The following is a 24,470-nucleotide window of genomic DNA, read 5'->3' as shown; positions in this document are numbered from 1 at the left end:
ATATCAACCGGCCTTGCGCAACGCCACAATCAACTCGTCCTTGCGCATCGAAGAGCGCCCGGCGATATTCTTCGCCCGCGCCTCTTTCCTCAGACTGTCCACGGTCTGCGTCTCGCGCGATGCCTTGCTGTCGCGCGCATGTCCTTCACGACTGGCTACCGCACGCCGCGATGATTCCTTGCGATCTTCGGACTTGGCACTCGCCGGTTTCCTGCGCCCCGAACCGCCAGCCTTTTCGCCACCGCCCGACTGTTTGTTCACCGTGGCCCAGGCCCGTGCTTCGGCTGCATCCTTCAACAAGCCTTTTTTCTCATAGCTGTCTTCGATGTGTTCGGCCTTGCGCTTCTGTTCGGCGGTGTATTTGTCTTTGCTTCCACGAGGCATGGGATTTCTCCTTGCATCAGTAGATGGATTTCTTGTGTAGGAGCCGCCGAAGGCTGCGATCTTTTGCTCTTGAAAATCAAAAGATCGCAGCCTGCGGCAGCTCCTACACGATCATGCGTTCACACAATCACAGCTTCTAGACATCCAGCTTTCGCGCCGCTTCGACGCCAGCCGCACTGAGCTTGATCGGCAGATTCAACGAGTGTTCGCCGGCCTCGTTGCAGGTCACATGACCATGGTGGATCAGTCCGCGATCCTGCAGGGCGGCGAGGGCGCTGGCCACCACTTTCTCACCGCGATAGTTGTCCAGCACCTCTTTGCCAAGCCCACTCGGATGGGCGTGCAGCAGGCGGGTGAGGACTTCTTTTTCCAGGTTTTTATCGACGTTCATGGTTACCTCTTCATGGATGTGAATAGGACGCTCGCGTCGGCGAACTACTGGCCGGCACCTTCAGAGCCCGAGCCACCGGTGGTGGTTTTCGAGCCGATGCCGGGGCCGGCGTTATCGGGTGTGGCGGGGGAGTCAGGGGTGTTCATGCCACCCTGGCGGCCGGAATCACTGCCTTGGGTACGGGGATCGGTGCCGGTGGCGGGTGGCTGATTGATCAACGGAACGCCGGAGCCATCGGTGTTCATGCCCGGGGCACTGTTAATGGCGGGAGCGCGTGGCGACGGAACCGGATCGGTAGGACCGGTGCCTGCTGCGGTGGTAGACGCGGCGAAAACCGCAGGACTCAGCAGGGCGGCGAAAACGAGGGCAGTCAACCTTGACGGGATCATAGGGCTTCTCCAGTGATTGAATTCCTTACCTGTTGTTGGTCTGCCCCTGGATTGGATTGGTGCCTGATGAACGACGAACGGTCGAGACACAGGGTCATCAGTCGAGGCCGATTTCTTCCTTGAACTGCTCCATGAAACCCTGCAGGCGCTGATGGCGGATCTGCGCCAGACGCTGACCGATTTCGGTCTGAAAACCGTCGGCGAGGTGCAGCAGTTTGGTCTGGAAGTGGTCGAGGCAGAAACGTGTGTCGTTGTAGTCGCGCTCCCTGGCTTCAGGGTCGAGCGGGTCGTACAGTGCACTGCCCATGCGCCCGGCGACGTAAAAGGTGCGGGCCACGCCAAGCATGCCCAGCGAGTCGAGACGGTCGGCATCCTGGACGATTTTTGCTTCGAGGGTCAGCGGGGTGATGTTGGCGGAGAAACTGTGGGCTTCGATAGCGTGGGTGACGGCGGCGATTTTGCTGGCGGACCAATCCAGTTCCGCCAGCACGTTTGCAGCTTTCTCGGCGGCGAGGCGCGAAGCCTGCGAGCGCAGGGGCGAGTTCTTCTCGACGGACACGCAATCGTGTAGCAATACCGCGGCGAGCAACACTTCCAGGTCACCGCCTTCCTCGGCCTGCAAGGTCCGCACGTTGTGCCAGACCCGTTGCAGATGCGCGAGGTCATGGGCGCCGTCGTCGGACGGCTCCAGAGCGTGGGGCAGCAACTTGGCGGCGAGTGAGGTGAGCGGCGCAAAAGCAGTGGCGTTCATGAACATCCTTGCAGACTTACCCAAATTTTGATGCCCATGATACTGCTGTGGTGAGGGGATTTATCCCCGATGGAGTGCGAAGCACTCCGGTTTTTCAGGGCTGCTGCGCAACCCATCGGGGATGAATCCCCTCACCACAAGCTTCTCTATCAGGTATGGAATGTGACGAGCGCCGTCCACGGCTTTAGTATGGCGCTTTCCATTTTCCGACAAGGCCCGTCCATGACGATCGAAATCCGCCCGGCGACCCCCAGCGATGCACCGCAAATCCTCGCCTTTATCACCGAACTGGCAGATTTCGAAAAGGCTCGCCACGAAGTGATCGCCAGCGTTACCGACATCGAGCGCAGCCTGTTCAGCGAGGGCGCCACCGCCCACGGCCTGATCTGCCTGCGTGACGGTGTGCCAATCGGTTTTGCGGTGTTTTTCTTCAGTTATTCGACGTGGCTCGGCAGCAACTGCCTGTACCTCGAAGACCTCTACATCACCCCCGAACAACGCGGCGGCGGCGCGGGTAAAACTCTGTTGCGGCATCTGGCGAAAATTGCCTGCGACAACGACTGTGGGCGCTTCGAATGGAGCGTGCTGGACTGGAACACCCCGGCCATCGAATTCTACAAATCTCTCGGCGCACAGCCGCAGGAAGAGTGGGTGCGCTATCGCATGGATGGCAAGGTGTTGCGCGAGTTTGCCGAGGGATGATCCTCAGGGCGTCGAGGTGGTTTTGGCTGTTTCATCATCAGTCATTTCCCAATTGCCGCTCAGTAACCCATCCAGTGTCTTTCGCACGGAAATCTTGAATGCCCCGGCCTTCTCTTCATCGAAGGCCGCTTTCCAGTAGGTGTAGCCCTGGCTGAAATCCGGTATCTGCGCCGTTTCTCCCACGCGCCGAGTCAGGCTGCGCTGCAAAGCCTCGGCCTGGAAAGGCAGGTGGGGCATTGCGGTGAACTCGCCTCCGGTGACCGGGTTGATCATCCGAATGCCATCAACGCGGATATGCACGACGGTGCCGTAATGCGGATAACTTTCGATTTTGAGGATGGTCAAGGTCGAGGCTTCTTCACCCGGCCGGGTTTTGTAGGTCCAGATGTCGCCCTCCTTGATAGCGGGCAAGGCGCTGGCAATCGCCGCGAAGCAGAGTGCGCCACAGAGCAGTAACGCCTTTAAAGCGGTTTTCATTTTTTCTTCCCTGAACATGTCGAGAGCGGTCGTCGCATCGACGCGGCCGGCATTTTAAAGATTTGGCAGAGAAACGGCTGTTACAGTTGTAAATCCCATAATATGGGAATGATATTTATATATTGAGATTTTACAGCGCCAAGGTTTATAGTCCGTCGCACTCACTGCCAAAAACAAAACAGGTGAAGCGATGCAGGCGCAATTGATCGCGCTCGATTGGGGGACGACCTCATTACGTGCTTACAAACTCGCGGCCGGTGGCGTGGTGCTGGAGCAGCGTGCGCTGTCGTCCGGGATCATGCAGTTACCCAAGAGCCCGCGGGTCATCAACGGTGGTGAATGCGCCGACGGTTTTGAACTGGCCTTCGAAGACGCTTGTGGTGACTGGCTTGATGCGCAGCCGGATCTGCCGGTGATTGCCTGCGGCATGGTCGGCAGCGCCCAGGGCTGGCGCGAAGCGGCCTACTGCGAAACGCCGGCGAACGTCGCCAATCTCGGAAATTCCCTACAAACAGTGGTCAGTCTGCGCGGCACGCGGGTGCACATCGTGCCGGGCGTGATTCAGCGTTCGCACTTGCCCAACGTGATGCGCGGTGAAGAAACCCAGGTACTCGGCGTGCTGCAGAACCTGCCGGCCGAGGCGGGCGGCGATCTGTTGATCGGTCTGCCGGGTAGCCACTCCAAGTGGGTGGAGGTGCTCGAGGGTTGCATCACCCATTTCGATACTTTCATGACCGGCGAAGTGTTCGCCGTGCTCGGTGAACACAGCATTCTCGGGCGTACCCAGCAACAGGGTGCGCCATTTGATGGCCGAGCGTTTGACCGTGGCGTGCAAGTGGCGCTGTCGGCGGACGGCGAACTGGGTGTGCTCTCTACGTTATTTAGTGCGCGCACTTTGGGCTTGACCGGTCAACTGGCGCCGACGGCACAAGCGGATTACCTCTCCGGGCTGATGATCGGCCATGAGCTGGTGGCGCTTGCCGCAGCCCAGCGGCGTCGACGCAGCAGTGCGCATCTGCCCTCGATCATCCTCATTGGCAACGCGCAACTCTGCGCCCGCTACAGCCGTGCGCTGGACGCCTGCGGTTTCGCCCGGGTGGCGCTGGCCGAGCAGGCCACCGAGCGCGGCCTGTGGCAACTGGCGCTGGCCGCCGGACTGCTCGAATTCTCATCCCGTTAACCCTGACTGGAGGCCTGACATGCTCAAGCAAGCACTGGCACAAAACGGTCTGATCGCGATCCTGCGTGGCCTGCATCCGCAGGAAGCCGCCGCTGTCGGAGAAGTCCTGTATGCCGCCGGATTTCGCGTCATCGAAGTACCGCTCAATTCCCCGTCGCCGTACGAAAGTATCCGCATCCTGCGTCAGACCTTGCCCGCCGATTGCCTGATCGGTGCCGGTACGGTGTTGACCCCGGAGCAGGTCGAGTTGGTGAAAGCCGCCGGCGGCCAGGTGATCGTCATGCCGCACAGCGACGCCAAGGTGCTGCGCGCAGCGAAAGCGGCGGGGTTGTACCTGTCGCCGGGTGTCGCCACACCGACCGAAGCCTTTGCGGCGCTGGAGGAGGGCGCGGACATTCTCAAGCTGTTTCCGGCCGAGCAGATGGGCCCGGCGGTGGTCAAGGCATGGCTCGCGGTGTTGCCCTCCGGGACGGTGCTGGCGCCGGTCGGCGGGATCACCCCGGACAACATGCAAGCGTTCATCGACGCTGGCGTGAAAGGTTTCGGCCTCGGTTCCGGCCTGTTCAAACCGGGCATGACGGTTGAGCAAGTGGCGGCCAATGCCAAGGCCTACGTGGCTGCCTGGAAGGCCCTTCGCTGAGATTTATCCGGCGCTGCGTGCGCTGCATCTAACAAGAGAGACAAACAGATGAAAATCACCAAACTCACCACCTTCATCGTCCCGCCGCGCTGGTGCTTCCTCAAGGTCGAAACCGATGAGGGCGTGACCGGTTGGGGCGAGCCTGTGGTCGAAGGCCGCGCACACACTGTCGCCGCTGCCGTTGAAGAATTGTCCGACTACCTGATCGGCAAAGACCCACGCAACATCGAGGACATCTGGACGGTGTTGTATCGCGGCGGCTTCTACCGTGGTGGCGCCATCCACATGAGCGCGCTGGCCGGTATCGACCAGGCGCTGTGGGACATCAAGGGCAAGGCCCTCGGCGTGTCGGTCAGCGATCTGCTCGGCGGTCAGGTGCGCGACAAGATTCGTGTGTATTCGTGGATCGGTGGCGATCGTCCGGCCGACACCGCACGCGCCGCGAAAGAGGCGGTGAGCCGGGGTTTTACTGCGGTGAAAATGAATGGCACTGAAGAGCTGCAGTTCCTCGACTCCTTCGAGAAAGTCGATCTGGCCCTGGCCAACGTTGCCGCCGTGCGCGATGCCGTCGGGCCGAACGTCGGTATCGGCGTCGACTTCCACGGTCGGGTACACAAGCCGATGGCCAAGGTGCTGATGAAGGAGCTCGACCCGTACAAACTGATGTTCATCGAAGAGCCGGTGCTCAGCGAAAACTACGAAGCGCTGAAAGAGCTGGCACCGTTGACCAGCACGCCGATCGCCCTTGGCGAGCGGCTGTTCTCGCGCTGGGATTTCAAGCGGGTGCTGAGCGAAGGCTACGTCGACATCATCCAGCCGGATGCCTCGCATGCCGGCGGTATCACCGAGACCCGCAAGATCGCCAACATGGCCGAAGCCTACGACGTGGCGCTGGCGCTGCATTGCCCGCTGGGGCCGATTGCGCTGGCGGCGTGCCTGCAACTGGATGCGGCTTGTTACAACGCGTTTATCCAGGAGCAGAGTCTGGGTATCCATTACAACGAGAGCAACGATCTGCTCGACTACGTGAAAGATCCGCGAGTGTTCGACTACGACCAGGGCTTCGTGAAGATTCCGAACGGGCCGGGGCTGGGCATCGAGATCAACGAGGAATACGTGATCGAACGTGCGGCGGTCGGCCACCGCTGGCGCAACCCGATCTGGCGCCATGCCGATGGCAGTTTTGCCGAGTGGTGATTTGTCTCTGAGCCCCCTGTGGGAGCGAGCTTGCTCGCGAATGCGGCAGGTCAGTCACATTGATGCCGGATGTGCCGCAGTCTTCGCGAGCAAGCTCGCTCCCACAGAGTGCAGCGCAGGCCATAGGCCGACCTCAAATAATCATAAGAAGAGGCACCCCCATGCCACCGCAAACCCTCACCGGGCAGGCGTCTTTAGTCACGCCTAGCCGCAAGCGGTTTTTCATCATGGTGCTGTTGTTCATCACCGTGGTCATCAACTACCTCGACCGCAGCAACCTGTCGATTGCCGCGCCCGCGCTGACCAGTGAACTGGGCATCGATCCGGTGCATGTCGGGCTGATTTTCTCCGCATTCGGCTGGACCTACGCCGCGATGCAGATTCCCGGCGGCTGGCTGGTGGATCGGGTGCCGCCGCGCATTCTCTACAGCGTCGCGCTGCTGCTGTGGTCGCTGGCCACGGTGTTGCTCGGTTTCGCCGCGAGCTTCATTGCCCTGTTCGTCTTGCGCATGGCGGTCGGCGCGCTGGAGGCACCGGCGTATCCGATCAACAGCCGCGTGGTGACCACCTGGTTTCCCGAGCGTGAGCGGGCCACGGCGATTGGTTTTTACACCTCCGGGCAGTTTGTCGGCTTGGCGTTTCTGACCCCGGTGCTGGCCTGGCTGCAACATGAATTCGGCTGGCACATGGTGTTTGTCGCGACCGGTGCGGCGGGGATTGTCTGGGCGGCGATCTGGTACGCGGTGTATCGCGAACCACGGGACTTCAAGGGCGCCAACGACGCGGAGATCGACCTGATCCGCGAGGGCGGCGGACTCGTAGACATTCAAGCGCAAACGGCCAAGGCCTCGTTCAGTTGGACCGACCTCGGCATCGTCCTGAGCAAACGCAAGTTGTGGGGCATCTACCTCGGCCAGTTCTGCCTGAACTCGACGCTGTGGTTTTTCCTGACGTGGTTCCCGACCTACCTGGTGAAATATCGTGGCATGGACTTCATCAAGTCCGGCCTGCTGGCATCACTGCCGTTTCTGGCCGCGTTCATTGGTGTGCTGTGTTCGGGGTTCTTTTCCGACTTGCTGATTCGCCGTGGCTGCAGCGTGGGTTTTGCGCGCAAGCTGCCGATCATCGGCGGGTTGCTGATTTCCACCTCGATCATCGGCGCCAACTTCGTTGAATCGACGCCGCTGGTGATTGCCTTCCTCGCGCTAGCGTTTTTCGGCAACGGGCTGGCTTCGATCACCTGGTCGCTGGTCTCGACCCTCGCGCCGGCACGCTTGCTCGGTTTGACCGGTGGGGTGTTCAACTTCATCGGCAACCTGTCGGCGATTGCCACGCCGATCGTCATCGGGTTCCTCGCCAGTGGCGATTCGTTTGCCCCGGCGATCACCTACATCGCGATTCTGGCGCTGATCGGTGCATTGTCCTACGTGCTACTGGTGGGCAAGGTCGAGCGTATCGAGTTGTAGTGGTCTGCGTCGGGCGACCATAATGCCGCCCGTTCCCTCGCTCAACGGTAAAGGCTGGATATGCAGGAAGACGCCCCGGAAAAGACCAAGGACGCCGCACCCACCGGCACCCAGACCCTGCTTCGCGGCCTGGGTGTGGTGCAGGCGGTGGCCAGTGGCGCCCGCGATCTGAAAGAGATTGCGCGACTGATCGGCACCACGCGCAGTACTACCCATCGACTGGCCAGTTGTCTGGTGGACGAACGCTACCTGCGCGTGGTGCCGCAAATCGGCTATCTGCTGGGGCCAAAATTGATCGAGCTGGGGTTTCAGGCGCGCGAAGAGTTGCCGCTGGTGAGTCTGGCCGCGCCCTATCTGGATGAGTTGTCGGCATTGACTGGGGACACCGTGCATTTAGGGATTCGTGAGGGCGACGAGGTGTTATACCTGCTGAAGAATCCGGGGCGTAACGGCCCGGAAATGCGCTCGCGGGTTGGCCATCGCATGCCGTTGGCGCGCACCGGTATCGGCAAGGCCTTGATGCTGGATGATGCGCCGCAGGATTGGCAACGCCTGTACGACATCAGCCTGCCGGCGGGTGGGAAAAGTCAGTTCTGGCCGCAGCATCCGCAGCAATCGTGGGAACAGCTCGAGCAGCGCATGACCGAGTACGTGGCCGGTGGCTACGCGTTCGATCTGGAAGACAACGAACCGTCGATCCGCTGCGTGGCGGCGCCGATTCGTGATGCGAGCAAGCGCATAGTGGCGGCAATCAGCATCGCCAGCACCGTGCCGTACATGCCGCTGGAAAAAATGGCCGAGCTGATCCCCCTGATCAAAGGGGTCACAGCCCGGCTCTCGGCAGAACTCGGTCTGAAGGTTTAAAGCTTCAAGGTTGCCATGTCGATCACGAAGCGATACTTCACATCACCAGCAATCATTCGGGCGTAAGCCTCGTTGATCTGGCGGATGTCGAGCATTTCGATGTCGCAGGTGATGTTGTGCTCGGCGCAGAAATCCAGCACTTCCTGGGTTTCGGCGATGCCGCCGATCAACGAGCCGGCCAGTACGCGGCGGCCCAGCACCAGGTTGGCGGCGTGCACGGGCGGATCGATCGGTTCGATCAGGCCGACCAGAATGTGCACGCCATCAAAGCGCAGGGTTTGCAGGTACGGGTTGAGGTCGTGCTGTACCGGAATGGTGTCGAGCAGGAAGTCGAATTGGCCTGCGGCGGCAGTCATCTGCTCGGCATCGGTGGAAACGATTACATGATCGGCGCCCTGACGACGACCTTCCTCGGCCTTGCTCGCCGAGCGGGTGAACAGCGTGACTTCCGCACCCATCGCTTTGGCGAATTTGATGCCCATGTGGCCGAGGCCGCCCATACCGAGAATCCCGACCTTGTCGCCGGCCTTGACCCCGTAATGCTTGAGCGGCGAGTAGGTGGTGATGCCGGCGCAGAGGATCGGCGCGGCGCTGGCCAGATCCAGCTTTTCAGGAATGCGCACCACGAAGTGCTCGCTGACCACGATGCTGTCGGAGTAGCCGCCCATGGTGTTGCTGCCATCGACCCGGTCCGGGGTGGCGTAGGTCATGGTCGGGCCTTCGAGGCAGTATTGCTCGAGGTTCTGCTGGCAGGCGGCGCAGGTGCGGCAGGAGTCGACCATGCAGCCGACACCGACCAGATCGCCGACTTTATGTTGAGTGACGTTCGCACCGACGGCGGTGACTTTGCCGACGATCTCGTGGCCGGGCATCAACGGATAAACCGCGATGCCCCATTCGTTGCGCGCCTGGTGGATGTCGGAGTGGCAGACGCCGCAGTACAGGATCTCGATCGCCACGTCGTCAGCGCGTGGGCTGCGGCGTTCGAATTTCATCGGGGCGAGGGGAGTGGTGGCCGATTGGGCGGCATAACCGATAGCGGTGTACATGAGAAACCTCGCAGAAGCAGTGACAGGTGAGGTGGCGCATTCTGGGCGCCGTCTGCCGTTGCGGCCATGACGATTCCTCCGGGTCTCATGCCTAATCCTCCGGCATGCAGGTCTGGGCAAGCGCATTGGCAAAAGGATCTGCGATGATGCTTGCATGCCTTTTTCCGTGACTTTTTTGAAGACCCCTCCGATGCAGTTGACCCGCCACCTTGATGCCAATGCCACGCTGGTTTCGCTGATCGAGCCGCTGGCGCTCTGCGATGGTTACAGCCAGACCGGGTTGCCCGGCGTGCAGGTGTTGCGCGCCAGTTGTGACGTGGCGCGTGGCCCGCACATTTACGAGCCGAGCCTGATGATCATCGCTCAGGGCAGCAAACTGGCGTTCCTCGGCCCGCGCACCATGGAGTACGGCGCCGGGCACTATCTGATTCAGGCGCTGCCGGTGCCGTTCGAGTGCGAAACCTTTGCCTTGCCGGACGCGCCGTTGCTGGGCGTATCGGTGGCCATCGACCGGGTGCTGCTCGGCGAACTGGTGCTGGCCATGGGGCTGGCGCCCGGGCGGCACATTCCGGCGCAGACACCGGAGTCGATGACCTCGGTGGTGCTCGACGATGACATGCGTGGCTGCGTCGAACGCTTGCTGCGTTGCCTGCACGATCCGCTGGAGCGGCAGATTCTCGGGCCGGCGCGGGTGCGTGAATTGTTGTTCACTGCGTTGCGCGGGCCGCAGGCCGATGTGTTGCGCGCGCTGGTCGAGCAGCAGGGACAGTTCGCCCGGGTCGCGGCGTCGATCAGTCACCTGCATGCGCATTACACCGAACCGCTGAATGTCGAGACTCTGGCCAGTTGCGCGAACATGAGCGTTTCGTCCTTCCACGAGCACTTCAAGCGCAGCACGCTGTTGTCGCCGGTGCAGTATCTGAAGCGCCTGCGCCTGCTCAAGGCGCAGACCTTGCTGGTCGCCGAAGGGCTGGGCGTGGCGCAGGTGGCGCATCGGGTGGGGTATCAGAGTACGTCGCAGTTCAGTCGTGAGTACAAGCGCTACTTTGAGCGCAGCCCTGGTGATGAGCGCGTTGCCTGACAGTTCGCGTAACTCTGTGGGAGCTGGCTTGCCAGCGATGGCGGTGATCCAGGCAGCCAAGATGTCGACTGACACGGCCCCATCGCTGGCAAGCCAGCTCCCACAGGGGGTGATGTGATGCATTAAATTTTGGGCAACAAAAAGGCCCCCATTTCGGGAGCCTCGTTGTTCAGCGATTCGACCTACATGTTCGGGTAAGTCGGGCCGCCAGCGCCTTCCGGCGTGACCCAGGTGATGTTCTGCGAAGGGTCCTTGATGTCACAGGTCTTGCAGTGCACGCAGTTCTGGGCGTTGATCTGGAAGCGTTTTTCGCCGTCTTCCTTGGTGATCACTTCGTACACACCGGCCGGGCAGTAGCGCTGCGCCGGTTCGTCGTACATCGGCAGGTTGCGACTCAGCGGAATGCTCGGGTCGGTCAGCTTCAGGTGGCAAGGCTGTTCTTCTTCGTGGTTGGTACCGGAGATGAACACCGAGCTCAATTTGTCGAAGCTGAGTTTGCCGTCCGGCTTCGGATAGTCGATCTTCTTGCAGTCGGCCGCGAGCTTGAGGCAGGCGTAGTCCGGCTTGGTGTCGTGCAGGGTGAACGGCAGTTTGCCGCCGAAGATGTTCTGGTCCAGCCAGTTGAAACCACCGCCGACAATCGCGCCGAACTTGTGGATCGCCGGGCCGAAGTTGCGGCTGGCGAACAGTTCGTCGTAGAGCCAGCTCTTCTTGAACGCGTCGACGTAAGTGGTCAGCTCTTCAGTGCCATCCTTCTCGGCGAACAGCGCGTCGGCCACCGATTCAGCAGCGAGCATGCCGGACTTCATCGCGGTGTGGCTGCCTTTGATCTTGGCGAAGTTCAGGGTGCCGAGGTCGCAACCGATCAGCGCGCCGCCCTTGAAGACCATTTTCGGCAGCGAGTTCAGGCCACCTTTGCAGATGGCGCGGGCGCCGTAGCTGACGCGTTTGCCGCCTTCCAGGTATTGCTTGAGCACCGGGTGATGCTTGAGGCGCTGGAACTCGTCGAACGGCGACAGGTAGGTGTTGCTGTAGGACAGGTCAACGATAAGACCGACCACCACCTGGTTGTTTTCCAGGTGATAGAGGAACGAGCCGCCGGTGTTTTCGGTGCCCATGATGTCCAACGGCCAACCGGCGGTGTGCACCACCAGGCCCGGCTGGTGTTTGGCCGGGTCGATTTCCCAGATTTCTTTCAGGCCGATGCCGTAGTGCTGAGCGTCGGCATCGCTGTCGAGGTTGTAACGCTTGATCAGTTGCTTGCCGATGTGCCCACGGCAGCCTTCGGCGAACAGCGTGTACTTGCCACGCAGTTCCATACCCGGGGTGTACAGGCCTTCTTTCGGATTGCCTTCGCGGTCGACGCCCAGATCACCGGTGATGATCCCGCGCACGATGCCGTTTTCGTCGATCAAGGCTTCCTGAGCGGCGAAGCCCGGGTAGATTTCCACACCCAGGTTCTCAGCCTGCTGGGCCAGCCAGCGGCACAGGTTGCCCAGGGAAATAATAAAGTTGCCTTCGTTGTGCATGGTCTTGGGCACAAAGAAGTCAGGAATCTTCTGCGCGCTGTCGGCGTTTTTCAGCACGAAAATATCGTCGCGGGTGACCGGGGTGTTCAGCGGGGCGCCGAGTTCTTTCCAGTCCGGGAACAGTTCATTCAGAGCGCGTGGTTCGAACACGGCACCGGAAAGGATGTGCGCGCCGACTTCGGAGCCTTTTTCGACCACGCAGACGCTGATTTCCTTACCGGCTTCGGCGGCCTTCTGCTTCAGACGGCAGGCGGCGGACAGGCCAGCGGGGCCGGCACCGACGATGACCACGTCGAATTCCATGTATTCGCGTTCCACAGGCTATCTCCTACTCAAGGCTCAACAGTTTTTTTTCTAATTTGGAGGTTCGGTGTCGTATCCGTTATTGCCTTTACGTTAACGTCAAGGGTAATAATGGGCAAACCACCTTTCTCTCTAGGCGGCGCATTATATCTACACCACTCCGAGCGTCCAATACAAACGTTTGTTTGAATCGGCTCCAGCCCAGAGAAATCAAAGAAGCACGGCTTATGAACGGCCATTTTGCCGTATTGACCGGAATAGGCGTTCCGGTCAAGATACGGGCGGTTTTGCGCTCGCCGTAGGCAGACTGGCGGTTTCAAGAGCACCTCTAAAGACAGGGCACAGGCAGTACAAGGTGATGCGCAGCGCGAGTCTGGCGCGCAGTTTACACACCGTGCGAATCAATGACCCGTTGGTCACCACTGACGAACGGTCATCCGCCCCAGCCGGCGTTTTTAGAGGTGCCCTTGTGCCCGATGAGCATCATCCGCCAGGTTCGCCTAGGCGACTTTCTTTTCACCGGAGAGTAACGAGGAATCCATGAAGGTTCTTGTAGCTGTCAAACGCGTTGTGGATTACAACGTCAAGGTTCGCGTCAAAGCGGACAATTCCGGCGTAGACCTCGCCAACGTCAAGATGTCGATGAACCCGTTCTGCGAAATCGCAGTGGAAGAAGCCGTACGCCTGAAAGAGAAAGGTGTTGCGACTGAAATCGTCGTCGTCTCCATCGGCCCGTCCACCGCTCAGGAACAGCTGCGTACCGCACTGGCTCTGGGTGCCGACCGCGCCATCCTCGTCGAATCCGCTGAAGACCTGACTTCGCTGGCCGTGGCCAAGCTGCTCAAGGCTGTGGTCGACAAGGAACAGCCTCAGCTGGTGATCCTGGGCAAACAGGCCATCGACAGCGACAACAACCAGACCGGCCAGATGCTCGCTGCACTGAGCGGCTACGGTCAGGGCACCTTCGCCTCGAAAGTCGAAGTGTCCGGCGACAGCGTTGCCGTGACCCGCGAAATCGACGGCGGCGCGCAGACCGTTTCGCTGAAACTGCCGGCCATCGTCACCACCGACCTGCGTTTGAACGAGCCGCGCTACGCGTCCCTGCCAAACATCATGAAAGCCAAGAAGAAGCCTCTTGAAGTGCTGACTCCGGACGCTTTGGGCGTTTCCACCGCCTCCACCAACAAGACCCTGAAAGTCGAAGCGCCAGCTGCACGCAGCGCGGGTATCAAGGTCAAGTCGGTGGCTGAACTGGTCGAGAAACTGAAAAACGAAGCGAAGGTAATCTAAAAATGACTATCTTGGTAATCGCTGAACACGACAACAAAGTGCTGGCCCCGGCCACACTGAACACCGTGGCTGCTGCTGCCAAAATCGGCGGCGACATCCACGTTCTGGTTGCCGGTCAGGGCGCTGGCGCCGTGGCTGAAGCCGCTGCGAAAATCGCTGGCGTTAGCAAAGTCCTGAACGCTGACAATGCCGCTTACGCGCATCAGCTGCCGGAAAACGTTGCGCCGCTGGTTGCAGAGCTGGGCAAGGGCTACAGCCACATCCTGGCTGCCGCCACGTCCAACGGCAAAAACATCCTGCCGCGCGTTGCCGCTGCACTGGACGTTGACCAGATCTCCGAGATCATCTCGGTAGAAAGCGCCGACACCTTCAAGCGTCCGATCTACGCCGGTAACGCTATCGCTACCGTGCAATCGACCGCTGCGATCAAAGTGATCACCGTGCGTGCCACCGGTTTCGACCCGGTTGCCGCTGAAGGTGGTTCGGCGGCTGTTGAAGCCGTAGCGGCTGCGCACGACGCCGGCACGTCCAGCTTCGTCAGCGAAGAACTGGCCAAGTCCGATCGTCCAGAGCTGACCGCTGCCAAGATCGTCGTTTCCGGCGGCCGCGGCATGCAGAACGGTGACAACTTCAAACACCTGTACGCCCTGGCCGACAAGCTGGGCGCAGCCGTCGGTGCTTCGCGCGCTGCGGTCGACGCAGGTTTCGTACCGAACGACATGCAGGTCGGTCAGACCGGCAAGATCGTTGCGCCACAGCTGTACATCGCCGTCGGTATCTCCGGCGCGATCCAGCACCTGGCCGGCATGAAAGACTCCAAAGTGATCGTTGCGATCAACAAGGACGAAGAAGCGCCGATCTTCCAGGTGGCCGATTACGGTCTGGTGGCGGATCTGTTCGAAGCGGTACCTGAGCTGGAGAAGCTGGTCTAATCCGGCAGCTTCACTTATAAAGAGCCCGGCCTTGTGGTCGGGCTTTTTTTTGTCTCGAATTTGAGTGGGAGTGTTTTGCCATGGATCTGCGCCGCTGGCTGTTATCGGGATTGATCCTCTTGCCGGGCATGGCTGCGGCCGCCGGCAAATGTGAGCGCCTCGTCGTCACCGGCAGCCCGGATGCGCCGCCATACCTGTGGCAGGATCCGCAGAATCCCAAGCAGTTGATCGGCGCCAGTGCCGACCTGTTGCAGCAAGCGGCCAAGGATCTGGGGATCAAGGTCGAGCTGCTCTACGCCGGCAAACGCTCACAGGCCCTCGATGAAGTGCGCAGCGGGCGCATGGACATGCTGGCCGACACACCGCTGATGTTCAATGAACTGGAAAACCTCGACTACATCTATCCGCCGTTGCTGGAAAACGACTATCTGGTGTGGACGCGCAAAGGCTCGACGCTGGTCTACAGCGAAGCCAAAGACCTGCACGGGCACACCGGCGGGATGTCGGAAAAGTCTCGAATGACCCAGGCATTCGGCACTTTCGCCGAGCAGAATCTGACCCTGACCCGGACGGCAAACCTCACTCAGGCCCTGCAGAAACTTCTGCTGGGCGAGGTGGAATATATACTCGCCGGTCGCTACTCGGGGATGGCGGCCGCGCAGGCACTGGGTATGGCCAATGATCTGCTGGCCTTCGAGCAACCGATTGACCGGCCCGGTCTGTTCCTTGCGCTTTCCCACAACTCGGCCTGCAACGATCCGTGGTTACGCGGACAGCTGGCCAAAAAGATGACAGAATTGCCCGCGTCCGGCCTGACGGAAGCCGCGCTGCAACGCAACATCGAGCGCTGGAAGGCGCAGCAGCAACAGCCGCAGCCACCTGTCAGTGCCCCAAAACAGTAGGGATTCTTAGTGAGTATTCGACCTCTTTTCGCGGCCATGGCCGTTCTGGCCCTGGCCGGCTGCGCCAACGATCCTGCGCCCATTGAGCAAATGCGCCTGACCGAGCAGGCCATCACCCAGGCCAAGGCTGTCGGTGCGACCGCCGATGAAATGCCGGAAATGAAACTGGCCGAAGACAAGTTCAACCGGGCCAAGGGCAACATGACCGACGAGTCTTACAAGAACGCGCGCATGCGTTCCGAACAAGCTGAACTGGATGCGCGTCTGGCCGAAGCCAAAGTGCTGACGCAAAAGAGCGAAGAGCAATTGAATGTGTTGAACACCCGCATCATCCGTCTGCGCAAGCAACTGGGAGATGCCCAATGAGCCTCAAGTCCAAAGCCCTCGGCGGGTTGATTCTGGCCGGTTGCGCGAGCCTCTACGGTTGCGCCGGTCAACACAGTGAAGCCGCCTTGCAACAGGCCAGCAGCGACTTCCAGAAGGTCAAGGAAGATTCCAACGTGCTGCGTATCGCGCCCAAGGATGTGATCCGCGCCGGTGAGTCGCTGGCCCGTGCCGATCGCCTGTCGACCTATTGGGGCAGTGGCTCGGACGTGGTGCATTACGCCTACCTGAGTCAGCGCTATAGCGAAATCGCCCGCGAACACACCAATCTGGTGCTCAACGAAGAGCGCGCGGCGAAGCTGGAGCTGGAGCGCCAGCGCCTGCAGCTGGCCCTGCGCGAGTCCAAACTGCTGAGCGTGCAGCAGCAGGGCAAGTGGCTCGAAGAACAAATCGTCGCGCTGGCCACCACGCAAACCGATCGCGGTCTGGTGATGACCCTCGGTGACGTGCTGTTCGACACTGGCGAAGCGGAGCTGAAGAACTCGGCCAATCGCGTGGTGTTGAAGATCGTGCAGTTCCTGCAGCTCAACCCGAAACGCGTGGTGCGCATCGAGGGTTATACCGACAGCACCGGCGGCAAACAGGAAAACCTCAAACTGTCGCGTGATCGCGCGCAGGCGGTGGCCGATGTGCTGATGGACCTCGGGATTGAGGACAAGCGCATTCAGGTCGAAGGTTACGGCGATGAGTACCCGGTGGATGCCAACGCTTCCGAGCGCGGGCGGGCACAGAACCGTCGGGTGGAAATCGTGTTCTCAGACGAAAAAGGCCAGCTCGGCGCCGCCCGCTGAGGGCTGCGTCTCTGGAAAGCCCGGCCTGTGATGCAGCGCCGGGCTTTTTTACGTCTGTCGAATAGCGCGCAAATCCATACAGTTGTAGCTGACACTGCACTGTATGGTCGACTATGGTGGCAACTGTCCCAGTACACTTCTAAACTGTTCCGGTATTGTTTCACACAAGAATAAAATGCCCGTGAAATCGAGTGCTGCGTCATGACCAACCTCTTGCTCTATCAGCGTATTGCTCAACAACTGGCGGAAGACATCCGGCGCGGTGTCTATCAGCCCGGAGAACGCGTGCCGTCGGTGCGCAAGATGAGTTCGCAGCTCAATGTCAGCCATGCAACGGTGTTGCAGGCTTACGCCAATCTCGAGGATCAGGGCCTGATCCGTGCGCGGCCGCAGTCCGGTTACTACGTGCACCAGACACCGGCACTGACGGCGCCGACCCCGGACATCGCCCGGGTCGAGCGGCCAGGGCTGGTCACCCGCGCCAGCATTATTCAGCAAGTGTTGGTCGAATCCCGGCGCGAAGGGGTGTTCCCGTTGGGCGCTGCGGTGCCGAGTGTCGATTACCTTCCGGTGCGCGCGCTGCATCAACAACTGGCCAAGGTCACCCGATTCCATAGTCCGCGCGCGTTCAGTTACATGTTCAGCCCCGGGTTCGAACCGCTGCGTCGGCAAGTGGCGATCCGCATGCGCGACGCCGGGGTCGTGGTCGATCCGTCAGAAGTGGTGATCACCCACGGTTGTGTCGATGCCTTGCAGATGTCATTGCGCGTGCTGACCCGTCCGGGCGATCTGATCGCCGCCGAATCGCCAACCTATTACGGCTTGCTGCAACTGGCCGACCTGCTGGGCCTGAAAGTGATCGAGATCCCCAGCGATCCGGCCACCGGCATGAGCCTCGAAGCCTTGCAGCTGGCGGCGAACCAATGGTCGATAAAAGCCTTGGTTCTGACCACTCGCCTGAGCAATCCACTGGGCGGCACCATGCCCGAAGAGCGGCAGAAGCAGCTGCTGCGCCTGGCCTCGGACTTCGATATCCAGATCGTCGAAGACGACATCTATGGCGAGTTGATGTTCGAACAGGGCCGCACCAAAGCCCTCAAGGCCTACGACCGACTGGATCGGGTGATCTACTGCTCGAGTTTCTCCAAAACGTTATCGCCGGGTGTGCGCGTCGGCTGGATGATTGCCGGCAAGTATCAGCAGGAAATTCAGCGTCTGCAGACCTTCACCACGCATTCGGCGTGCAGCGTCACGCAGATGGCGATTGCCGCTTATCTGGAAAATGGCGGTTATGACCGGCATTTACGGTACATCCGCCAGGAATACCGAAAAAACCTCAGCGCGTTCCAGCTGGCGGTGCAGCAGTACTTCCCCGAAGGCACGCAAATGACCCGGCCTACGGGCGGTTTCATCCTCTGGGTGAGTCTGCCGGGCAGGGTCAATACCCAGGAATTGCACGTGCGCGCCTTGCAGCAGGGCATCAGCATTGCACCGGGGCTGATCTTCAGTAATACCGAGCAGTTCAATCACTGCATTCGCCTGAACTGCGGCACGCCGTGGAATCGCGAGGCGGAAAGGGCGCTGATGACCCTCGGTTTGCTGGCGACCCAACTGTGTCAGGAAACCGCTGGCGGTTTCTGAACGAGCGGCGCGTCGTGCTTGTCTTGTGACGCTCAACAAGCGAGCATATGGCCCTCTGCCGTTAGTGTTGTGGGGCTCATGAAAGCGATTTTGCCTGCTGCCTGGATTTTGCTTGGTGTGTTGACGATGGGCGATGCGCCCGGTGTCATGGCAGCCGCCGTTCAGGAAAAGCCTGCGGCGTCAGCTCCGGCGAGTAAAACCGCCAGCAGCAAAGCCGTTGCGGACAAGAAGGCTCAGGTTAAAAAAGCCCCGCAAAAGAAAGCTGCTCCGGTGAAGAAGCGGCCTCCAATCGCCTCCAAGTCAAAACCGGCCAGTGAGGTGGTGAAAACCAAACTGCCGCCGGCCAAGCTCGATTTGAGTCTGCCCAAGGACATGGTTCAGCAACTCAAACCCGCCGGCACCGTGTCGCTGCCCAAGCACGAGGCGATCCTGCCGCAGATGTTCGGCGAGAAGAACAGCGGCTTCCAGCTCAACGGCCGCCTGCTCAGCAACGAAATGCAGTTGCAGCTGCGCAACGAAGAGCGCCGCGAAGTCGAAGGCGCTGCGCTGGATTTCGAGTTCAAGCAATAAACTCAATCGATCCGTGACCCGCGAACCAGACGCTTTGTCGGAGACTGGTCAGTCACATTCAGTTATCGGTAAAAACCCCGGTTCAGGGAATTTGAAACAACCGTTTTAGCGGTTACTCTGTCCGTGTCTCTTTAACACATTGCCCGTCGCGAGGATTTGCTCGTCATGAAATGCCGTGAAGGCTGTGGCGCTTGCTGTATTGCCCCTTCCATCAGTTCTGCCATTCCGGGCATGCCCGACGGCAAACCTGCCGGCGAACGTTGCGTGCAGCTGTCGGTCGAAAACCTGTGCAACATTTTCGGCCAGCCGGAGCGTCCGGCGGTCTGCTCGGGATTTGCCGCCGATGTCGAAGTCTGTGGCAGCAGCTCGGAAGAGGCGATCAAACTGATCGGCTGGTGGGAGCAGATGACGGCGGCGTGATGTGTCAAACGAACGGAACTTCAACAATAAGGAATAAGACTATGGGTTCGCTGCATCGTATCGCTGTGTTGTGTGGTTTGACGGCTGTGCTGGCTACTTCGGTGGCTCAGGCTGAGGACTGGAAGGTCGCCAAGAACGAAGACGGGATTAAGGTCTCGCTGGCCGAAGTGCCGGGTTCCGATTACAAGTCCTATCAGGGGGTTGCCCTGATGAAGACCACCGTTGCCAAACTGCGTGCCTTGCAGGAAGACGTGGCCGGAGCCTGCGCGTGGATTCACGAATGCAAAACCCAGAAACTGCTCAAGCACGAGGGCGATCAGAGCTGGACCTATACCCAATTCAATACGCCGTGGCCAGTGACCCCACGTGATTCGGTGTTGCACATCACCACCGTTGAGGGCGCCGATGGCAGCCTGACCCGCAACCTCGAAGGCGTGCCGAAGTACCTTCCCGAAGAGAAAGGCTTTGTCCGTGTCGCTCAGGTCAAAGGGTTCTGGAAGTTCGTACCCAAAGGTGATCAAGTCGAAGTGACCTATCAGGTGCACACTGAGCCCGGCGGCAGCGTACCGAGCATGATTGCCAACAAGTTCGTGGTCGACGCGCCGTTCAATACCCTTAAAGCCCTGAAAGAACGCGCCGAGAAGTAAACTTTGCGCTGACAGCAAAACGCCCCGACCGATTCGGGGCGTTTTTGTTTTGTCGTTATATTGTGTTTCCAGATATGCGTTGGACGAAATTTTCACAAAGTGTTCCAGACAATTCGCCCGCGCAACCCCGCTTGTCCGTATCCGAATGCTTGCATGAAAGAGTCGGGCAGGGCGGCAGTAATCAATGGCAATGCTGCCGTTGATCGTGCAACATTTGCGCACCGCGCACGCCCCGGGGCCTGGAATGGCCAATAGAGGGCATGGCGCCGCTGTATTTTGCAACTTCAACTTCCAATGGGTCCTAAAACGACATGGCAAACCCGGACGCCCTGAATCAGCAGCGATCTTCCACTCGCCTGCTGCAACCGACCGTCAAATCGCATCTGGCCTACACACTGTTGTGTGCCCTGGTCATGATGGTGATGTTTTCCGTGCTGCGCCTCGCGCTGCTGGTCTACAACCGCGAGATGATCCTCGATACCCCGGCTTCGACCTTCCTCGAAGCCTTCGCCAACGGCCTGCGTTTCGACCTGCGCCTGGTGGTCTACGTCTGCGTTCCGCTGCTGCTGGCGCTGTTCAGTGCCCGGGCGATGGCTGCGCGTGGCTTCTTCCGGCTGTGGCTGACCGTGGCGTCCAGCATCGCGCTGTTCCTCGGTCTGATGGAAATGGACTTCTACCGTGAGTTCCACCAGCGCCTCAATGGCCTGGTGTTCCAGTACGTGAAGGAAGACCCGAAAACCGTGATGAGCATGCTCTGGTACGGTTTCCCGGTAGTGCGTTACCTGCTGGCGTGGGTCATCGGCACGGTGATCCTGACCCTGGCGTTCAAGGGCGCCGACCGCGCGACCCGGCCACGTGGCCCGTTCAGCGGCGGCAACGTCGGCACCCGTCAGGTGGCGCCGTGGTACACCCGCCTCGCGGTGTTCGTGGTTTGTCTGCTGATCTGCGTCGTGGCTGCCCGTGGCACCCTGCGCCAGGGCCCGCCGCTGCGCTGGGGTGACGTGTACACCACCGAATCGAACTTCGCCAACCAGCTCGGCCTCAACGGTACGCTGTCGCTGATCGCCGCTGCCAAAGACCGCATGGGCGAGGATCGCAACAACATCTGGAAAGCCACCCTGCCGCAGGAACAGGCGCAGAAAGTAGTGCGCGAGATGCTGGTGATGCCGGACGACAAACTGGTCGATGCCGACATCGCCGCCGTGCGTCGTGACTACACGCCACCGGCCGACAAGACCCTGCCGATCAAGAACGTAGTCGTGATCTTGATGGAAAGCATGGCCGGGCACTCGGTCGGCGCCTTGGGCGCACCGGGCAACATCACGCCGTACCTCGACAAACTGTCGAAGGAAGGCCTGCTGTTCGACCGCTTCTTCTCCAACGGTACGCACACCCATCAGGGCATGTTTGCGACCATGGCGTGCTTCCCGAACCTGCCGGGCTTCGAATACCTGATGCAGACTCCGGAAGGCAGCCACAAGCTCTCCGGCCTGCCGCAACTGCTCAGTGCGCGCAAGTATGACGACGTTTACGTCTACAACGGTGACTTCGCCTGGGACAACCAGTCGGGCTTCTTCAGCAACCAGGGCATGACCAACTTCGTGGGTCGTAACGACTTCGTCAACCCGGTGTTCTCCGATCCGACCTGGGGCGTGTCCGACCAGGACATGTTCGACCGTGGTCTGGTGGAGCTGAAGGCGCGGGAAAACGGCAAGCCGTTCTATGCGCTGCTGCAGACCCTGTCCAACCACACGCCGTATGCGTTGCCGACACCATTGCCGGTGGAGCGCGTGACTGATCGCGGCAGCCTCAACGAACACCTGACCGCCATGCGTTACGCCGACTGGGCGCTGGGTCAGTTCTTCGAGAAGGCGCGCAAAGAGCCGTACTTCAAGGAAACCCTGTTCGTGATCGTTGGTGACCACGGTTTCGGCAACGAGCGCCAGATCACTGAAATGGACCTGGGCCGCTTCAACGTGCCGATGCTGATGATCGCCCCGGGCATTCAGGAGAAGTTCGGTACCCGTGACCACACCGTGGGTACGCAGATCGACATCGTGCCGACCATCATGGGTCGCCTGGGTGGCGAAGTGCGTCATCAGTGCTGGGGTCGCGACCTGCTCAACCTGCCGGCCGGCGACACCGGTTTCGGTGTGATCAAGCCGTCGGGCAGCGAGCAGACCACCGCCATCGTCACTGCCGATCAGATCCTGGTGCTGCCGAAAGAGAAGGAAATGGCGCCGAAGATCTACCAGTACCAACTGGGCGCGAACCCTTCTGCCGAGATCATTCCGGACGCACCGCGTACCGCCGAACTGAAGCTCAAGCTTGAAGCGTTCCTGCAAACGGCGACCAAGAGTCTGATGGACAACACCGCCGGTGTGATCAACGGCAAGCCGGACTGATAAAACCGCTGCATAAAAAAAGAGGCCCCTGAAGGCCTCTTTTTTTGTCTTGGGGTTTTATATCCTGCCAAGTAACAGCAAGACCAACAGCACCACCAACACCACGCCGATAATGCCCGAAGGACCGTAACCCCAACTTCTGGAGTGCGGGAAGACCGGCAGACCACCGATCAGCAACAGGATCAGGATGATGATAAGAATTGTGCCCATGTCGATTTCCTTGTTGATAGTGTTCGAGAAGTCTTGGTGTTCAAGGGCGACTGGAGGCTAACTAATTCCAGACGGCTTACAAATTCCGACCGGTGCGCGTCAAAGAAAATTCAATGTTTTTTTAATGTATTTGGATTACTCGTTTATTTCCTTTAAAGCGCGAGATCAAAAGATCGCAGCCTTCGGCAGCTCCTACAGGAATCGGTGTAGGAGCTGCCGAAGGCTGCGATCTTTTGATCCTCCATTCAGCAACTTGATGGAGAGTGGGCGCACGCACAACCTTCGCTACACTTCGCGCAACTCCTACAGAACAACAAGGCTGTTTGCTATGCAAAATCGCATGATGATCACCGGTGCGGGCTCAGGTCTAGGTCGCGAAATCGCGCTGCGCTGGGCGCGTGAAGGCTGGCAGCTGGCCTTGTCCGACGTCAGCGAAGCCGGCCTGCAGGAAACCCTGAAACTGGTGCGCGAGGCTGGTGGCGACGGTTTCACCCAACGTTGCGACGTGCGTGATTACAGCCAGCTCACCGCGTTTGCTCAGGCTTGCGAAGTGAAGCTCGGCGGCATCGATGTCATCGTCAACAACGCCGGTGTGGCGTCCGGCGGATTCTTCAGCGAACTGTCGCTGGAGGATTGGGACTGGCAGATCGCGATCAACCTGATGGGCGTGGTCAAGGGCTGCAAAGCGTTTCTGCCGCTGCTCGAACAGAGCAAAGGCAAGATCATCAACATCGCCTCGATGGCGGCGTTGATGCAAGGCCCGGCCATGAGCAACTACAATGTGGCCAAGGCCGGTGTAGTGGCGTTGTCGGAAAGTTTGCTGATCGAACTGGCGCAGCAGGAAGTCAGCGTACATGTGGTCTGCCCGTCGTTCTTCCAGACTAACTTGCTCGACTCGTTCCGTGGCCCGACGCCGGCCATGAAAGCCCAGGTCGGCAAGTTGCTGGAAAGTTCGCCGATCACGGCTGCCGACATCGCTGACTATATCTACCAGCAAGTGGCCGCCGGCGAGTTCATGATCCTGCCGCACGAGCAGGGGCGCATGGCCTGGGCGATCAAACAGAAGAACCCGCAACTGATCTACAACGAAATGACCACCATGGCCGATAAAATGCGCGCCAAGGCCAGACAAACCAACGGCTGAACTTGCCCGAAGGGTGTCGCGTCGTTAGGGTGGCCGCAATGGTCACCCTGTCGAGACACATCAATGCTCAATTACCTGTGGTTCTTCCTTGCGGCGCTGTTTGAAATCGCCGGTTGTTTCGCCTTTTTCATGTGGCTGCGTCAGGGCAAGAGTGCCTTGTGGGTGATCCCGGCGCTGCTCAGCCTGACCCTGTTCGCCCTGTTATTGACCCGCGTCGAAGCGGCTTACGCCGGTCGCGCCTATGCCGCGTATGGCGGGATCTACATCGTCGCATCGATCGGCTGGCTGGCGGTGGTCGAGCGGGTGCGCCCGCTGGGTTCGGACTGGATCGGCGTGGCGCTGTGCGTGATCGGCGCCAGCGTGATCCTGTTCGGACCGCGATTTACTGCCGCTTGAGGCGAGACTGTTTAGCCATTTGCAGGAAACGTCTGAAGGGCGTAGCGACTCAGGATGTAGGGCAAGACTGAATTGCGCGCGACCCATTGTAGAGCGCGTGCCCACCGCGCATCTTCAGGGCTGGCTAACCCTGAAGGACGAACTCCATGCTTGTACTCAGCCGTGTTGTGGGCGAGTTGATTTCCATCGGTGACGACATTTCCGTACGGGTGTTGTCAGTCAACGGTTCCAGTGTGCGCTTTGGTGTCGAGGCGCCACAGAAGGTCAATGTGCACCGCTCTGAAGTCTACGAGCGGATCCAGCGCAAACAGATCAGCGAAAAGGTTCGCTGAGGT

At 60.0% G+C, this 24,470-nt stretch carries 28 protein-coding genes; 20 read left to right on the top strand and 8 right to left on the bottom strand.

Annotated features, from left to right (window positions below; all coding sequences use genetic code 11):
• Positions 1-3: 3 nt before the first annotated feature.
• The 4 genes from PMI25_RS26110 to PMI25_RS26095 all read right to left on the bottom strand — a co-directional run bounded on the left by PMI25_RS26110 (position 4) and on the right by PMI25_RS26095 (position 1,915).
• Positions 4-384: a Rho termination factor N-terminal domain-containing protein gene (locus PMI25_RS26110; RefSeq protein WP_007967633.1), complete on the bottom strand. Its 381-nt coding sequence runs from the start codon at positions 382-384 to the stop codon at positions 4-6.
• A gap of 136 nt (positions 385-520) precedes the next feature.
• A complete protein-coding gene (locus tag PMI25_RS26105) occupies positions 521-775 on the bottom strand; it encodes a hypothetical protein (protein WP_007961959.1) in 255 nt (84 codons plus the stop codon).
• A 44-nt stretch (positions 776-819) separates the two neighbouring features.
• Positions 820-1,164, bottom strand: a complete 345-nt coding sequence (locus PMI25_RS26100) for a hypothetical protein (RefSeq protein ID WP_007961961.1) — start codon at positions 1,162-1,164, stop codon at positions 820-822.
• Between the two features lie 97 nt (positions 1,165-1,261).
• Positions 1,262-1,915 carry an HD domain-containing protein gene (locus PMI25_RS26095; protein WP_007961962.1) on the bottom strand — a complete coding sequence of 218 codons (654 nt, stop codon included), beginning with the start codon at positions 1,913-1,915 and terminating at the stop codon, positions 1,262-1,264.
• A gap of 222 nt (positions 1,916-2,137) precedes the next feature.
• On the opposite strand from PMI25_RS26095, the gene PMI25_RS26090 reads away from it, so the two are divergent.
• A complete protein-coding gene (locus PMI25_RS26090; protein ID WP_007961964.1) occupies positions 2,138-2,617 on the top strand; it encodes a GNAT family N-acetyltransferase in 480 nt (159 codons plus the stop codon).
• Positions 2,618-2,620: 3 nt separating this feature from the next.
• Here the strand turns inward: PMI25_RS26090 and PMI25_RS26085 are convergent, their stop codons facing one another.
• Entirely contained in the window at positions 2,621-3,112 is a 492-nt protein-coding gene (locus PMI25_RS26085) for a hypothetical protein (RefSeq protein WP_238547101.1), read from the bottom strand.
• Positions 3,113-3,284: 172 nt separating this feature from the next.
• On the opposite strand from PMI25_RS26085, the gene PMI25_RS26080 reads away from it, so the two are divergent.
• From PMI25_RS26080 to PMI25_RS26060, 5 genes are all read left to right on the top strand, one after another.
• Positions 3,285-4,274: a 2-dehydro-3-deoxygalactonokinase gene (locus PMI25_RS26080; RefSeq protein ID WP_007961966.1), complete on the top strand. Its 990-nt coding sequence runs from the start codon at positions 3,285-3,287 to the stop codon at positions 4,272-4,274.
• A gap of 19 nt (positions 4,275-4,293) precedes the next feature.
• Positions 4,294-4,914, top strand: coding sequence for a 2-dehydro-3-deoxy-6-phosphogalactonate aldolase (locus PMI25_RS26075; protein WP_007961967.1), 621 nt, complete (start codon positions 4,294-4,296; stop codon positions 4,912-4,914).
• Between the two features lie 48 nt (positions 4,915-4,962).
• Complete coding sequence (gene dgoD / locus PMI25_RS26070) at positions 4,963-6,111, top strand: galactonate dehydratase (protein WP_007961968.1); 1,149 nt, start codon at positions 4,963-4,965, stop codon at positions 6,109-6,111.
• A gap of 161 nt (positions 6,112-6,272) precedes the next feature.
• Entirely contained in the window at positions 6,273-7,577 is a 1,305-nt protein-coding gene (locus PMI25_RS26065; RefSeq protein WP_007961969.1) for an MFS transporter, read from the top strand.
• Between the two features lie 60 nt (positions 7,578-7,637).
• Positions 7,638-8,441 carry an IclR family transcriptional regulator gene (locus PMI25_RS26060; protein ID WP_007961970.1) on the top strand — a complete coding sequence of 268 codons (804 nt, stop codon included), beginning with the start codon at positions 7,638-7,640 and terminating at the stop codon, positions 8,439-8,441.
• Here the strand turns inward: PMI25_RS26060 and PMI25_RS26055 are convergent.
• Positions 8,438-9,490, bottom strand: coding sequence for an NAD(P)-dependent alcohol dehydrogenase (locus tag PMI25_RS26055; RefSeq protein ID WP_007961972.1), 1,053 nt, complete (start codon positions 9,488-9,490; stop codon positions 8,438-8,440). The genes PMI25_RS26060 and PMI25_RS26055 overlap by 4 nt on opposite strands.
• 190 nt (positions 9,491-9,680) lie before the next feature.
• Between PMI25_RS26055 and PMI25_RS26050 the strand changes: the two genes are divergently transcribed.
• The gene (locus tag PMI25_RS26050; protein ID WP_007961974.1) at positions 9,681-10,571 is read left to right on the top strand and encodes an AraC family transcriptional regulator; all 891 of its coding nucleotides are present in this window, start codon (positions 9,681-9,683) and stop codon (positions 10,569-10,571) included.
• Positions 10,572-10,753: 182 nt separating this feature from the next.
• On the opposite strand, the gene PMI25_RS26045 is transcribed toward PMI25_RS26050, so the two are convergent.
• On the bottom strand, positions 10,754-12,418 hold the full coding sequence (locus PMI25_RS26045; protein WP_007961975.1) for an electron transfer flavoprotein-ubiquinone oxidoreductase: 1,665 nt from the start codon (positions 12,416-12,418) through the stop codon (positions 10,754-10,756).
• Between the two features lie 525 nt (positions 12,419-12,943).
• Here PMI25_RS26045 and PMI25_RS26040 point away from each other — a divergent pair.
• From PMI25_RS26040 to PMI25_RS25995, 10 genes are all read left to right on the top strand, one after another.
• Positions 12,944-13,693 carry an electron transfer flavoprotein subunit beta/FixA family protein gene (locus PMI25_RS26040; RefSeq protein WP_003226982.1) on the top strand — a complete coding sequence of 250 codons (750 nt, stop codon included), beginning with the start codon at positions 12,944-12,946 and terminating at the stop codon, positions 13,691-13,693.
• 2 nt (positions 13,694-13,695) lie between these two features.
• Positions 13,696-14,625: an electron transfer flavoprotein subunit alpha/FixB family protein gene (locus PMI25_RS26035; RefSeq protein WP_007961977.1), complete on the top strand. Its 930-nt coding sequence runs from the start codon at positions 13,696-13,698 to the stop codon at positions 14,623-14,625.
• Between the two features lie 80 nt (positions 14,626-14,705).
• Positions 14,706-15,527, top strand: a complete 822-nt coding sequence (locus PMI25_RS26030) for a substrate-binding periplasmic protein (protein ID WP_007961978.1) — start codon at positions 14,706-14,708, stop codon at positions 15,525-15,527.
• Positions 15,528-15,536: 9 nt separating this feature from the next.
• Positions 15,537-15,893 (top strand): DUF4398 domain-containing protein, encoded by a 357-nt coding sequence (locus PMI25_RS26025; protein ID WP_177325746.1) that lies wholly within the window; start codon positions 15,537-15,539, stop codon positions 15,891-15,893.
• Positions 15,890-16,702, top strand: coding sequence for an OmpA family protein (locus tag PMI25_RS26020; RefSeq protein ID WP_007961980.1), 813 nt, complete (start codon positions 15,890-15,892; stop codon positions 16,700-16,702). The genes PMI25_RS26025 and PMI25_RS26020 overlap by 4 nt, the downstream gene beginning before the upstream one ends.
• A gap of 201 nt (positions 16,703-16,903) precedes the next feature.
• A complete protein-coding gene (locus PMI25_RS26015; protein ID WP_003226969.1) occupies positions 16,904-18,343 on the top strand; it encodes an aminotransferase-like domain-containing protein in 1,440 nt (479 codons plus the stop codon).
• 78 nt (positions 18,344-18,421) lie between these two features.
• Positions 18,422-18,913, top strand: coding sequence for a hypothetical protein (locus tag PMI25_RS26010; RefSeq protein WP_024164500.1), 492 nt, complete (start codon positions 18,422-18,424; stop codon positions 18,911-18,913).
• 165 nt (positions 18,914-19,078) lie between these two features.
• Positions 19,079-19,333: a YkgJ family cysteine cluster protein gene (locus PMI25_RS26005; RefSeq protein ID WP_007965643.1), complete on the top strand. Its 255-nt coding sequence runs from the start codon at positions 19,079-19,081 to the stop codon at positions 19,331-19,333.
• Between the two features lie 41 nt (positions 19,334-19,374).
• Positions 19,375-19,980, top strand: coding sequence for an START domain-containing protein (locus PMI25_RS26000; RefSeq protein WP_007965645.1), 606 nt, complete (start codon positions 19,375-19,377; stop codon positions 19,978-19,980).
• A gap of 311 nt (positions 19,981-20,291) precedes the next feature.
• Positions 20,292-22,385 (top strand): LTA synthase family protein, encoded by a 2,094-nt coding sequence (locus tag PMI25_RS25995; RefSeq protein ID WP_007965647.1) that lies wholly within the window; start codon positions 20,292-20,294, stop codon positions 22,383-22,385.
• Between the two features lie 57 nt (positions 22,386-22,442).
• On the opposite strand, the gene PMI25_RS28375 is transcribed toward PMI25_RS25995, so the two are convergent.
• On the bottom strand, positions 22,443-22,601 hold the full coding sequence (locus tag PMI25_RS28375) for a DUF3309 family protein (RefSeq protein ID WP_169432680.1): 159 nt from the start codon (positions 22,599-22,601) through the stop codon (positions 22,443-22,445).
• Between the two features lie 322 nt (positions 22,602-22,923).
• On the opposite strand from PMI25_RS28375, the gene PMI25_RS25985 reads away from it, so the two are divergent.
• From PMI25_RS25985 to csrA, 3 genes are all read left to right on the top strand, one after another.
• Positions 22,924-23,739, top strand: a complete 816-nt coding sequence (locus PMI25_RS25985) for an SDR family oxidoreductase (protein WP_007965649.1) — start codon at positions 22,924-22,926, stop codon at positions 23,737-23,739.
• 63 nt (positions 23,740-23,802) lie between these two features.
• On the top strand, positions 23,803-24,135 hold the full coding sequence (locus PMI25_RS25980) for a YnfA family protein (protein ID WP_007965651.1): 333 nt from the start codon (positions 23,803-23,805) through the stop codon (positions 24,133-24,135).
• A 146-nt stretch (positions 24,136-24,281) separates the two neighbouring features.
• Positions 24,282-24,467, top strand: coding sequence for a carbon storage regulator CsrA (gene csrA, locus PMI25_RS25975; protein WP_007965653.1), 186 nt, complete (start codon positions 24,282-24,284; stop codon positions 24,465-24,467).
• Positions 24,468-24,470 lie beyond the last annotated feature (3 nt).

This window comes from Pseudomonas sp. GM30 (assembly GCF_000282275.2).
Lineage (GTDB): Bacteria > Pseudomonadota > Gammaproteobacteria > Pseudomonadales > Pseudomonadaceae > Aquipseudomonas.
The sequence above is the reverse complement of the archived record's forward strand: the minus strand, read 5'-3'. Positions and strand labels throughout refer to the sequence as shown.

Coding starts and splice junctions, on each gene's coding strand:
- PMI25_RS26040 (WP_003226982.1), top strand. CDS start 12,944: ATGAAGGTTCTTGTAGCTGTCAAACGCGTTGTGGATTACAACGTCAAG.
- PMI25_RS25980 (WP_007965651.1), top strand. CDS start 23,803: ATGCTCAATTACCTGTGGTTCTTCCTTGCGGCGCTGTTTGAAATCGCC.
- PMI25_RS26015 (WP_003226969.1), top strand. CDS start 16,904: ATGACCAACCTCTTGCTCTATCAGCGTATTGCTCAACAACTGGCGGAA.
- PMI25_RS26020 (WP_007961980.1), top strand. CDS start 15,890: ATGAGCCTCAAGTCCAAAGCCCTCGGCGGGTTGATTCTGGCCGGTTGC.
- csrA (WP_007965653.1), top strand. CDS start 24,282: ATGCTTGTACTCAGCCGTGTTGTGGGCGAGTTGATTTCCATCGGTGAC.
- PMI25_RS26050 (WP_007961974.1), top strand. CDS start 9,681: ATGCAGTTGACCCGCCACCTTGATGCCAATGCCACGCTGGTTTCGCTG.
- PMI25_RS26030 (WP_007961978.1), top strand. CDS start 14,706: ATGGATCTGCGCCGCTGGCTGTTATCGGGATTGATCCTCTTGCCGGGC.
- PMI25_RS25995 (WP_007965647.1), top strand. CDS start 20,292: ATGGCAAACCCGGACGCCCTGAATCAGCAGCGATCTTCCACTCGCCTG.
- PMI25_RS26065 (WP_007961969.1), top strand. CDS start 6,273: ATGCCACCGCAAACCCTCACCGGGCAGGCGTCTTTAGTCACGCCTAGC.
- PMI25_RS26005 (WP_007965643.1), top strand. CDS start 19,079: ATGAAATGCCGTGAAGGCTGTGGCGCTTGCTGTATTGCCCCTTCCATC.
- PMI25_RS26035 (WP_007961977.1), top strand. CDS start 13,696: ATGACTATCTTGGTAATCGCTGAACACGACAACAAAGTGCTGGCCCCG.
- PMI25_RS26075 (WP_007961967.1), top strand. CDS start 4,294: ATGCTCAAGCAAGCACTGGCACAAAACGGTCTGATCGCGATCCTGCGT.
- PMI25_RS26105 (WP_007961959.1), bottom strand. CDS start 775: ATGAACGTCGATAAAAACCTGGAAAAAGAAGTCCTCACCCGCCTGCTG.
- PMI25_RS26085 (WP_238547101.1), bottom strand. CDS start 3,112: ATGTTCAGGGAAGAAAAAATGAAAACCGCTTTAAAGGCGTTACTGCTC.
- dgoD (WP_007961968.1), top strand. CDS start 4,963: ATGAAAATCACCAAACTCACCACCTTCATCGTCCCGCCGCGCTGGTGC.
- PMI25_RS26100 (WP_007961961.1), bottom strand. CDS start 1,164: ATGATCCCGTCAAGGTTGACTGCCCTCGTTTTCGCCGCCCTGCTGAGT.
- PMI25_RS26000 (WP_007965645.1), top strand. CDS start 19,375: ATGGGTTCGCTGCATCGTATCGCTGTGTTGTGTGGTTTGACGGCTGTG.
- PMI25_RS25985 (WP_007965649.1), top strand. CDS start 22,924: ATGCAAAATCGCATGATGATCACCGGTGCGGGCTCAGGTCTAGGTCGC.
- PMI25_RS26090 (WP_007961964.1), top strand. CDS start 2,138: ATGACGATCGAAATCCGCCCGGCGACCCCCAGCGATGCACCGCAAATC.
- PMI25_RS26080 (WP_007961966.1), top strand. CDS start 3,285: ATGCAGGCGCAATTGATCGCGCTCGATTGGGGGACGACCTCATTACGT.
- PMI25_RS26095 (WP_007961962.1), bottom strand. CDS start 1,915: ATGAACGCCACTGCTTTTGCGCCGCTCACCTCACTCGCCGCCAAGTTG.
- PMI25_RS26055 (WP_007961972.1), bottom strand. CDS start 9,490: ATGTACACCGCTATCGGTTATGCCGCCCAATCGGCCACCACTCCCCTC.
- PMI25_RS26110 (WP_007967633.1), bottom strand. CDS start 384: ATGCCTCGTGGAAGCAAAGACAAATACACCGCCGAACAGAAGCGCAAG.
- PMI25_RS26010 (WP_024164500.1), top strand. CDS start 18,422: ATGAAAGCGATTTTGCCTGCTGCCTGGATTTTGCTTGGTGTGTTGACG.
- PMI25_RS26060 (WP_007961970.1), top strand. CDS start 7,638: ATGCAGGAAGACGCCCCGGAAAAGACCAAGGACGCCGCACCCACCGGC.